Origin of the sequence: Stutzerimonas azotifigens DSM 17556, from assembly GCF_000425625.1 — a bacterium.
Taxonomy (GTDB): Bacteria; Pseudomonadota; Gammaproteobacteria; order Pseudomonadales; family Pseudomonadaceae; genus Stutzerimonas; species Stutzerimonas azotifigens.
In genome coordinates this window covers 73,561-79,560 of record NZ_KE384416.1, presented here as the reverse complement: position 1 = coordinate 79,560, position 6,000 = coordinate 73,561, and the positions used below count along the sequence as shown (strand labels likewise).

Sequence of the window (6,000 nt, the reverse complement as noted above, 5' to 3'; positions counted from 1 at the left end):
TGCCCGGCATCGTGCAGGCCCCGGGTCGCAGGCAGAGCCTGCTCCTGCAGGATTGGCTCAAGGCGCGTAGGGTGGGCTTTAGCCCACCAACCACGGGCCATGCCTTTCAGCGCAAGCCCGCGGCGATCTCGAACGAGCGGTGCCGGTCGGCCGGGTCGTAGAAGTCGCAGGTGAAGATCAGCTCGTCGGCCCCGGTCTGTTCCAGGATCACCTCCAGCCGCGCGCGAACCTTTTCCGGGCCGCCGATCACCGCCATGCCGAGGAAGCTGCCGACCGCTTCCTGTTCGTGCGGCAGCCACAGGTCCTTCATGCTCCTGACCGGCGGGCGCATCACCAGGCTCTGGCCGCGGATCAGCGCGAGGATGCGCTGGAACACGCTGGTGGCCAGGTATTCGGCGCGCTCGTCGCTGTCGGCGGCGAGCAGCGGCACGCCGAGCATCACATAGGGCTTGTCGAGCACTGCCGAGGGCTTGAAATTCTCGCGGTAAAGGCGGATCGCCTCGTGCACGTAGCGCGGCGCAAAGTGCGAGGCGAACGCGTAGGGCAGGCCCTTGGCCGCGGCCAGCTGGGCGCTGAACAGGCTCGAGCCGAGCAGCCAGATCGGCACCCGGCTGTCGACGCCGGGCATGGCGATCACCCGCTGGCCTTCCTGGCGCGGGCCGAGCAGGAATTCCAGTTCCTCGACGTCCGAGGGGAAGTCCTCGGCGCTGCCGAGGCGGTCGCGGCGCAGCGCGCGGGCGGTGAATTGGTCGGCGCCGGGCGCGCGGCCGAGGCCCAGGTCGATGCGTCCCGGATAGAGCGCCTCCAGCGTGCCGAACTGCTCGGCGATCACCAGCGGCGAGTGATTGGGCAACATCACCCCGCCGGCCCCGACGCGGATGCGCGAGGTGCCGCCGGCCAGGTAGCCGATCAGCACCGCGGTGGCGGAGCTGGCGATGCCGTCCATGTTGTGGTGTTCGGCCACCCAGAAGCGCTCGAAGCCGAGGCGCTCGACGTGCTGCGCCAGGGCCAGCGAGGCGTGCAGGGCCTGGGCGGGGTTGCCGTCGTCGCGGATCGGCGCCAGGTCGAGGGTGGAGAAGCGGATATCGGAGAGTCGGGTCATGTCGTCACCTCTGTGAACCGCTGATATGCGGGCCGATGCGCGCCAGTGCAACCCCGCCGGTCAGAGGCAGAGCGAGCGTTCGGCGCGGGCCAGCACCTGCCCCTGGCTGTCCTTGAGCCGCACCACCGGGGTGAAGCCGAGCGAATAGGCCTCGAACAGGTAGCGCTCGCCGGCCTGGAACTCGTGCTCGACCTCCATCCGGCAGCGGATGTACTGGGGTTCGCTGAACGCCAGACCGCCGCGGGCCACTTCGTACTCGTAGCTGGCCTCGAGGGTGTGCCGGCCGGGCGATACCTGGAAGTAGCGGCCGTCGCTGACCCGCTTGCCGTCGAGGCGGTCGGCCATGAAGGTGTCGCCCACCTGGGCGTGCAGGTCGACCCAGGCCATGTCCGGGTCGGGTTTGGGCAGCGGTCCGGCGCAGCCGGCGAGGGCCAGGCAGGACAGCAGGGCAATGGGCAGGCGCATGGACGGGGCCTCGGGCGTCGGACGGGACCTCCTACTCTATACCCCGACGCCGGGAAACGCGTGGGAAAGGCTTCGCCGTTTCCCACCCTACGGCCGGACGCGTGCCTTCTTCGTGCCGGCTCAGCGTTCGGCGAGGCTGTCGCCGCAGCCGCGCTCGACGCTGCGTGCGAGCAGGAAGTCCTTCTCATCGTAGAGCCTGGCCCAGGGCCGGAAGCCGTAGCCGCCGGCCACCAGGCGGTAGCGCTGGCCGGCGCCGAAGCGGTCGTAGTCGAGGGTCAGGCGGCATTCGCGTTCGAGCGCGTCGCCGCCGACGTTGGCCGCTTCGACCTGGAAGCGGTAGTGCATGCCCAGCTGGTGGGCGCCCGGTTCGACCTGGAAATAGCGGCCGTCGTCGAGCGGCCGGCTGTCCACGTCGACCGCCTGCAGGCGGCTTTCGCCGTGCGGGCGCAGGTCGATCCAGGCCTGGCTCGGGTCCGGCTCGGGCATCCACAGGGCGCAACCGCCGAGTGAGGCGAGCGGCAGGACGAGCAAGAGGGCACGCATGGCAAACTCCTCGATCGGCCGTTGCCCCGGGGGCACGGCCTGGCAGACGATAGGCGGGCGATGATCGGGTGGGCGGGTGCCGGCCAGGCCGACACGCACCAGGGGCCATGGGACGACAGATGCCGCTTCGCAAGACCGCCACTCTCGACAACGTCGGATACCGCTGGGTTCCCCTGCTGCTCGTGCTGCTGCTCGGCGGTTGCAGCTACTACCGCCAGCTGGCGCTGGGCCAGCTCGACCTGCTGGCCCGCCGCGAGCCGATTGCACACATCCTCGCCGACCCGGCGCGCGACCCGCAGCTGCGCGCGCGCCTGGCCGGCGCGCTGGAGGCCCGGCGCTTCGCCAGCGAGGCGCTCGGCCTGCCGGACAACGACAGCTATCGGCTGTACGTCGAGCTCGACCGCCCCTACGTGGTGTGGAACCTGTTCGCCACCGAGGCCTTTTCCGTCGAGCCGCTGATGCACTGCTTCCCGATCGCCGGCTGCGTGGCCTACCGCGGCTACTACCGCCAGGGCGACGCGCGCGGCGCGGCGGCGCTGCTGAGCCTGCAGGGCAAGGACACCTTCGTCGCCGGCGTCGATGCCTACTCGACGCTCGGCTGGTTCGACGACCCGCTGCCGAGCAGCCTGCTGCGCCACGACGACGAGCGCCTGGCCGCGCTGATCTTCCACGAACTGGCGCACCAGCGGCTGTACTTGCCCGGTGACACGGCGTTCAACGAGTCCTACGCCAGCTTCGTCGAGCGCGAGGGGCTGCGCCAGTGGTGTGCGCAACGTGGCTTGCCGGCCGTCTCCACGGAGCGGGAGCAACGCTACCGGCGTTTCGTCGAGCTGGTACTGGAGACCCGCGAGCGCCTGCGCACGCTCTATGCCAGCGCGCTGCCGGACGAGGTCATGGCCCGGCGCAAGCAGGCCGAGTTCGACCGCCTGCGGGCGAACTACCGGGCCCTGCGCGACGGCGCCTGGCAGGGCGACGGGCGTTTCGACGGCTGGTTCGCCCGCCCGCTGAACAACGCCAGCCTGGTGCCGTTCGGCCTGTACGACCAGTGGGTACCGGCCTTCGAAGCGCTGTTCGAGGCGGTCGGCGGCGACTGGGCGCGCTTCCACGCCGAGGTGGCGGCGCTGGCAAAACGCCCAGCCGACGAAAGGGCGGCGCGCCTGACCGCCGGTCTCGAGGCCGCAGCGCAACGCTGAAGGCCCGCCTCCCGGGCCTTTCCCGGAGGCCGCCGCGGCGGCCGTGCCGCCGGTCGGGGCCGCCCGTCGAACGGTCCCATTTCCCCGCGAAGATTACGGAATTGTCGGCGACGCCTTCCCGTCTCCTTAAAGGCGCCGCCTCGGATTTCGCAGCGGCCGCCCGCTCGCAGGCGTAGCCAGGTACGCCTTTTCGAAACATCCACGGAGGCTCCATGACCCAACTCACTGGCATTCTCGACAACAAGGGCACCCCGCTGGAGAAGCAGCAGTTCACATGGAAGGAAATGGCCGGCCAGCCGATCAGCAAGCTGGACGACGATGCCTTCACCCGGGTGCGCATCATTCTCATGAACGGGGTGGAAACCGACGCCCTGCGCCTCAAGCACGGCATCGCCCGGATCACCGGCCAGCTGCGCCAGCCGCTCGCCGAGATCCGCCGGGTCGAGCAGCACCAGGCGACCATGATCAACTGGCTGATCGGTGCCGACCATTCGCCGCTGGAAACCACCATCGCCTACGAACAGGTGGCGATCGAGGTCACCGCCGCGGTGGCGCAGAACGAACCCGACCCCTACCAGGCGCAGACCTATCGCTACGGCCTGCTGGAGGACTTCGACCACCTGTACCGCTACTCGGCGATGCTCGACCGGCTCGAAGGCAAGGACCCGAACAACATCCTCCAGGGCTACACCGACATCGTCCCCGGCCGGCCCACCTCGCAGCACCACCGCCATCCGGAAAACGACCTGCGCGACAGCTACGCGAAGGAGGACGCCGCACTCATCACCAAGATCCACGCGGCGCTGATCACCGGGGCCGAGTACCAGACCCACGACTACTACCAGAACATCGGCCCGCTGTTCGCCGACCCGCTGGCGCGCCAGCTGTACGCAGAGATCGCCTCGGTGGAGGAACAGCACGTGACCCAGTACGGCTCGCTGGCCGACCCGCAGGAAACCTTCATGGAGAAGTGGCTGGTCCACGAGGCGATGGAGGTCTACATGTACGCCAGCTGCGCCGAGCAGGAGACCAACCCGCGCATCAAGGCCATGTGGGAGCGCTTCCTCGACTACGAGCTGGGCCACCTGAACATCGCCTGCGAGTACTTCAAGCAGCTCGAGCGGCGCGACCCGGCCGAGATCCTCGGCGGCCCGCTGCCGAAGATGGTCGAGTTCAAGAGCCAGCGCAGCTTCGTGCGCAAGGTGCTGGCCGCCGAGGTCAACCTGCGCTCCAGCGGCACCGGGTACGTCGACAAGGCCCAAGAGCCGCAGAGCTCGCTCGACTACCGCAACCAGCTCAATTCCGAAGGCATCGCCGCGGACATCGTCTCGGCCGGCTACCAGTGGGCCCCGGGCACCGAGCTGATGCGCAAAGCGTCCTGATGACAACGAGGAGATAACCATGGCACACGCAGCGAAACTGGGCACCAACGTCACCGGCGTGCAGATGTCGCCGAAGGACACCGAAAGCCTGCTCGAGGCGGTCAACGAAATCCACCCGGACGTGCCGGGCGACACCAGCGGGCTGATGCGCGAGCGCGCCGAGCGCGCCAGCGAGGCCGAGCGCATCGGCTCGGTGCCGCTGCCCGGGTCGGCCAAGGGCATGCTCAAGTCGTCGATGGACATGCTGCGCGGCAAGAGTCCGGAGATCCTGCTCGACAAGATGGGCGAGCGGCTGGCCTACGAGCGCAACGGCGTACGCCTGTACGACGCCATGATCGCCAAGGTGAAGGGCTCCGACACGCCGGACTCGGAGCTGGTCGGAACCCTGCAGCACATCCGCGACGAGGAGTACGAGCACATGATGCTGGTCGCCAGGCACATCGAGACCCTCGGCGCCGACCCCACCGCACAGACCCCCTGCGCCGACGTGGTGGGCGTGCTCGGCATGGGCGCGCTGCAGACCATCACCGACCCGCGGACCAACGTCGAACAGTGCATGAACGCGCTGCTGACCATCGAACTGGCCGACAACGCCGCCTGGGAGATGCTCATCGAACTGGCCGAGGCCGGCGGGCACCCCAACATCGCCCAGGACTTCAAGCATGCGCTGGACCAGGAGAACGACCACTTGGTGAAGGTCAAGACCGCCATGCGCCGAAGCCTGATCGGCCAGGTGACGTGATTTCGGGGCGTTAGCCTTTGCATCGCCGGCGCGGGCCTGGTCCCCCGCCGGTTTTTTTTGCCTTCCTGACGGGGGCCTCGGTCGGGTGTCGCCGTGGCGTGCGGTTTTCAGGCCCGTGCCGAGGCGCCAGCCACCTGGGCCCCGGCCTGCGCCGGGGCGACGGGGATTGGGGGTGTGGTGCCTGGCGGGGCTTGGGCGATGGGGCGAGGTTGTAGTGCCCCGGCAATGAGGGGGATAACGGGTTGGAATGACGCCAATCTCGTCGTACCGGCGAAGGCCGGCACCCAGTGGGGCACCGGCTGGGCGTCGTCATGGGATGCGGTTTCAGGCCCATGCCCCGGTGCCCGGGTGACGAGCAAGGCGCTTGGTGTGGGCATCTGGGCCCCATGCCCATGCCGGACCGACCCTCTCTCCCTCCGGGAGAGGGGCTGGGGTGAGGGCGATGTGCACCCAGCCCACCTTCTCTTTCGCGAAGCATCGTCATGGCATGCGGTTAAAGGTCAGAACCCACGTAGTTCGGCTAGCAATGCCGGGGCGGACCGGCCGGCGGAGGACGCACCCACTCGCAAGCAC

At 69.1% G+C, this 6,000-nt stretch carries 6 protein-coding genes; 3 read left to right on the top strand and 3 right to left on the bottom strand.

The window, feature by feature from the left end; genetic code table 11:
• Nucleotides 1-106: 106 nt before the first annotated feature.
• From H610_RS0118980 to H610_RS0118970, 3 genes are all read right to left on the bottom strand, one after another.
• Nucleotides 107-1,102: an LLM class flavin-dependent oxidoreductase gene (locus H610_RS0118980; protein ID WP_028241131.1), complete on the bottom strand. Its 996-nt coding sequence runs from the start codon at nucleotides 1,100-1,102 to the stop codon at nucleotides 107-109.
• A gap of 60 nt (nucleotides 1,103-1,162) precedes the next feature.
• On the bottom strand, nucleotides 1,163-1,567 hold the full coding sequence (locus H610_RS0118975; protein ID WP_028241130.1) for a PA0061/PA0062 family lipoprotein: 405 nt from the start codon (nucleotides 1,565-1,567) through the stop codon (nucleotides 1,163-1,165).
• 120 nt (nucleotides 1,568-1,687) lie between these two features.
• Nucleotides 1,688-2,110, bottom strand: a complete 423-nt coding sequence (locus H610_RS0118970) for a PA0061/PA0062 family lipoprotein (protein WP_028241129.1) — start codon at nucleotides 2,108-2,110, stop codon at nucleotides 1,688-1,690.
• 119 nt (nucleotides 2,111-2,229) lie between these two features.
• Here H610_RS0118970 and H610_RS0118965 point away from each other — a divergent pair, with 119 nt between their 5' ends.
• From H610_RS0118965 to H610_RS0118955, 3 genes are all read left to right on the top strand, one after another.
• Nucleotides 2,230-3,303: an aminopeptidase gene (locus H610_RS0118965; RefSeq protein ID WP_028241128.1), complete on the top strand. Its 1,074-nt coding sequence runs from the start codon at nucleotides 2,230-2,232 to the stop codon at nucleotides 3,301-3,303.
• A 212-nt stretch (nucleotides 3,304-3,515) separates the two neighbouring features.
• Nucleotides 3,516-4,685, top strand: coding sequence for a hypothetical protein (locus H610_RS0118960; RefSeq protein WP_028241127.1), 1,170 nt, complete (start codon nucleotides 3,516-3,518; stop codon nucleotides 4,683-4,685).
• A gap of 19 nt (nucleotides 4,686-4,704) precedes the next feature.
• Entirely contained in the window at nucleotides 4,705-5,427 is a 723-nt protein-coding gene (locus H610_RS0118955) for a ferritin-like domain-containing protein (protein WP_028241126.1), read from the top strand.
• Nucleotides 5,428-6,000 lie beyond the last annotated feature (573 nt).